Here is a 3850-nt window from a genome sequence, read left to right as displayed (position 1 = left end):
GGTCTGTAATTCCTCTATTCATGAACCAAATTTTAGCTGGGGAAGATATAACAGTAACAGATCCTAATATGACGCGTTTTTTGATGTCATTGAATGAAGCTGTGGAATTGGTACTGTTTGCATTTGAGCACGGAAACCCTGGTGATCTATTTGTTAATAAAGCTCCCGCTGGTACTATAGGTGATCTTGCACAAGCAATGAAAGAAATTTTCAAAAGTAAAGCGGAGATTAAAATTATTGGAACCAGACATGGTGAAAAGTTGTATGAAACACTTTGTACCCGAGAAGAAATGATTAAAGCTGAAGATATGGGGGATTTTTATAGAATTCCTGCCGATAACAGAGATTTGAATTACAGTCAGTATTTCTCAGAAGGAGATGATAATATTTCAAAAATTGAAGATTATAATTCACACAATACCGAACAGCAGGATGTTGAAGGTATGAAAAAGTTAATATCTGGCTTAGATATTATTCAGGAAAATTTGAAATAATTATGTGTCCTAGAATTATCAAAGGAGGAAGTTTTAAAGATCAAAGAGGTGAAATTATCTTCAATAACTCGTTTGATGCTTTAGGAATAAAGAGACTGTATATAATTCAGAATAATCCTTCGGCACCTGAGAGAGGATGGCAAGGTCACAAAATTGAACAAAGGTGGTTTACTTGCATACAAGGAACTTTTGAAGTGGTGTTGAAAAAGGTTTTAGACTGGGAAGCTAATGGTGTTTTTGGAAAGGAAGAACGATATGAGTTATCCATTGAAACGATGGATGTCTTGCACGTTCCCCCAGGTTATGTGTCGAAATTGATAGCGAAAACGGCTGGAGCAAAGATATTGGCAATGTCAGACTATTTAATAGAAGAGATTGAAGATGAATTTCGATTTAGTCTTGATATATAAGTATAAAAAAGTATGAAAAGAATAGGTGTTACGGGTGGAAATGGATTTGTAGGAAGTCATTTGATTAATACGCTAAGCCAGTTTGAGGATGAGTTTACGTTAGTAGAATTTGAAAGGTCTTATTTTGAAAATCAGGATAAACTTGAAAGTTTTGTGAAAGAATGTGATGTGATTGTGCATCTCGCGGCTTTAAATAGACATGAAAGTCAAGAGTTTATTTATGAGAAAAACTTAGCGCTGACGCGTTCTCTTTGCAAGGCATTGGAAAATACTGGTGCTAGACCTCACGTAATTATATCTTCCTCTTCTCAAGAAAAGAAGGATAATTTATATGGTAGATCAAAAAAGGAGTCTCGTGAACTATTAGAGACTTGGGCAAGTGAAAATAATGCAATTTTTACAGGTGCTGTTGTGCCAAATGTATTTGGAGCTTTTTGTAAACCGAATTATAATTCTTTCATAGCAACGTTTTGTTCTAGGTTAATTCAAGGAGAAAAACCAGAGATACAAGTGGATGCTGAAGTTCAATTGATATATGTACAGGAACTGGTAAATACTTTTATTTCGGAAATAAGAAAAGAAGAGACGAAGGGAGAGTTGCTTATTCCTTACACTACAGCAATTAAGGTTTCTGATGTACTGGCTAAACTTCAAAAGTATCATCAAGTGTATTTTCAACAGGGAAATATTCCTGAGTTAATATCGGATTTTGAGGTAAATCTCTTTAATACATTTAGGTCGTACATAGAATTGAATTCGTTTTTTCCGAGAAAATTTGTTCAACACACCGATGATAGAGGTAGTTTTGTAGAATTGATACGCCTCGGAATTGGAGGCCAAGTCTCATTCTCAACGACTGTTCCAGGGGTTACTAGAGGAAATCATTATCATACACGAAAAATTGAAAGGTTTGCAGTAATTAAAGGGAAGGCTTTGATCGAAATGAGAAAGATTGGAACTGAAGAAGTGTTGAGTTTTGAGTTGAATGGCGACGAACCTGCATACGTGGATATGCCTATTTGGTACACACACAATATTAAAAACATAGGAGACGAAATACTGTATACAAATTTCTGGATTAATGAAGCCTATGATTCTGAGAATCCGGATACTTATTTTGTGACAGTTTAAAATATAGAAATGAAAAAATTAAAAGTAATGACGGTCGTAGGAACGCGACCTGAAATAATAAGATTATCAGCTGTGATTAAAGCCCTGGATAAATCTTCATCTATCGATCACATTTTGGTGCATACTGGACAGAATTATGACTATGAACTAAATGAGGTGTTTTTCGAGGATTTAGGTTTGCGTAAGCCAGATCATTTCCTGAATGCAGCAGGTGGTAATGCTACAGTTACTGCAGGAAAAATATTAATAGCGATAGATCCTTTATTGGATGAAGTACAACCTCATTCATTCTTAGTATTAGGAGACACAAATTCTTGTTTGTGTGCAATAGCTGCCAAAAAACGAAAAATTCCAATTTTCCACATGGAGGCCGGGAATAGATGTTTTGACCAAAGAGTGCCGGAAGAAACAAATAGAAAAATAGTAGACCACGTCTCTGATATCAATTTGACCTATAGTAGTATAGCTCGTGAATATCTTTTAAAAGAAGGTTTGCCCGCAGATAGAGTGATAAAAACAGGATCCCCAATGTTTGAGGTTTTGCATCAAAATATGGACCAGATTCATTCGTCTAAAGTATTGGAAAAACTAGATCTTGAGAAAGATGGTTATTTTGTGGTTTCTGCGCACAGGGAGGAAAATATCAGTTCAGAAAAGAATTTTAATAATTTGATGGATAGCTTAAATCAAATTGCTGAAATCTACAATAAGCCAATAATTGTTTCTACGCATCCCAGAACGAGAAATATGATAGAATCAAAAGAGGTAAAACTTGATGGTAGAATTCAGCTTTTAAAACCTTTAGGTTTTCATGATTACAATGCTTTACAGATACATTCATATGCGACACTCAGCGATTCTGGAACAATTTCAGAGGAATCCTCAATTTTAAATTTCAGAGCCTTAAATATCAGAGACGCGCACGAAAGACCAGAAGCGATGGAAGAAGCATCGGTTATGATGGTAGGGATGAATACGGAAAGGATACTGCAAGGATTAAATATTCTTCTAGATCAGAAGGTTGGCGAAGATAGAAATTTTAGACCCGTTTATGATTATTCTATGCCAAATGTTGCAAGTAAAGTGGTTAGAATAATATTAAGTTATACAGATTATATAAGGAGAGTAGTATGGAATGCTAATTAATTATGATAAAAAAAAATGTTTTATATATAGGAAATTTTATTTTTCCAAATGGAAATGCATCAGGTTTGCGTGTATTAGGTAATGGTTATTTGTTAAGGTCAATTGGTCATGAGGTATATTTTGTAGGCATGAAGGAAGGTGGGGACTTTTCGTTGTCAACGGAAAAGAAGACCTACGATAAATTTAATTATTATGAGATAGGAAGGCCTAATGGAATTAAAGATTGGTTGTCATATGGCCACGTCTTGGATTCAGTTAAAGACCTAATTGAACAATTGGATATAGATGTAATTATTACATATGGAAGTCCTACTTTAACAACTTTCGTACGTTCACTTCAAAAATGGGCGAAGAAGAATTCTATAATCTTATACACAGATTGTGTTGATTGGTTACCTTCAAATAATGGAAATTTAATTCATAGAGCAATAAAATGGGTTGATGATTCTTATCAGAAACGAGTTGTGAATTTAAAAGGAAATGGTGTAATAGTGATAAGTAGTTACCTCAGAAAATATTACGAGGAAAGAGGTTGTAGGATTGTTACAATACCACCATTGGTTAATAGTAAATCTTTAAAATTGAGATTAAACGATACTAAGAATAACAAACTTGAAAAAACGAAGTTGGTGTATGTAGGAATACCATTTGCTTTAGATGGAAGAATAG

General features: G+C 34.4%; 5 protein-coding genes. All 5 read left to right on the top strand.

What is annotated here, in order from left to right; translation table 11 throughout:
• A partial coding sequence (locus R3333_RS13050) for a polysaccharide biosynthesis protein (RefSeq protein ID WP_318959212.1) occupies positions 1-494 on the top strand: 494 nt, incomplete at its 5' end.
• Between the two features lie 2 nt (positions 495-496).
• Complete coding sequence (locus R3333_RS13045) at positions 497-904, top strand: WxcM-like domain-containing protein (RefSeq protein WP_318959211.1); 408 nt, start codon at positions 497-499, stop codon at positions 902-904.
• Between the two features lie 12 nt (positions 905-916).
• Complete coding sequence (locus tag R3333_RS13040) at positions 917-2035, top strand: NAD-dependent epimerase/dehydratase family protein (RefSeq protein ID WP_318959210.1); 1119 nt, start codon at positions 917-919, stop codon at positions 2033-2035.
• A gap of 9 nt (positions 2036-2044) precedes the next feature.
• Positions 2045-3181, top strand: coding sequence for a non-hydrolyzing UDP-N-acetylglucosamine 2-epimerase (gene wecB, locus R3333_RS13035; protein WP_318959209.1), 1137 nt, complete (start codon positions 2045-2047; stop codon positions 3179-3181).
• A 2-nt stretch (positions 3182-3183) separates the two neighbouring features.
• Positions 3184-3850 (top strand): hypothetical protein (locus R3333_RS13030; RefSeq protein WP_318959208.1); only part of this gene is annotated, 667 nt, incomplete at its 3' end.

The sequence above is a fragment of the Lishizhenia sp. genome (assembly GCF_033720595.1).
In the GTDB taxonomy this organism is placed as follows: domain Bacteria; phylum Bacteroidota; class Bacteroidia; order Flavobacteriales_D; family Crocinitomicaceae; genus Lishizhenia.
This window is presented reverse-complemented; position numbering and strand designations above follow the sequence as displayed.

Coding starts and splice junctions, on each gene's coding strand:
- wecB (WP_318959209.1), top strand. CDS start 2,045: ATGAAAAAATTAAAAGTAATGACGGTCGTAGGAACGCGACCTGAAATA.
- R3333_RS13045 (WP_318959211.1), top strand. CDS start 497: ATGTGTCCTAGAATTATCAAAGGAGGAAGTTTTAAAGATCAAAGAGGT.
- R3333_RS13040 (WP_318959210.1), top strand. CDS start 917: ATGAAAAGAATAGGTGTTACGGGTGGAAATGGATTTGTAGGAAGTCAT.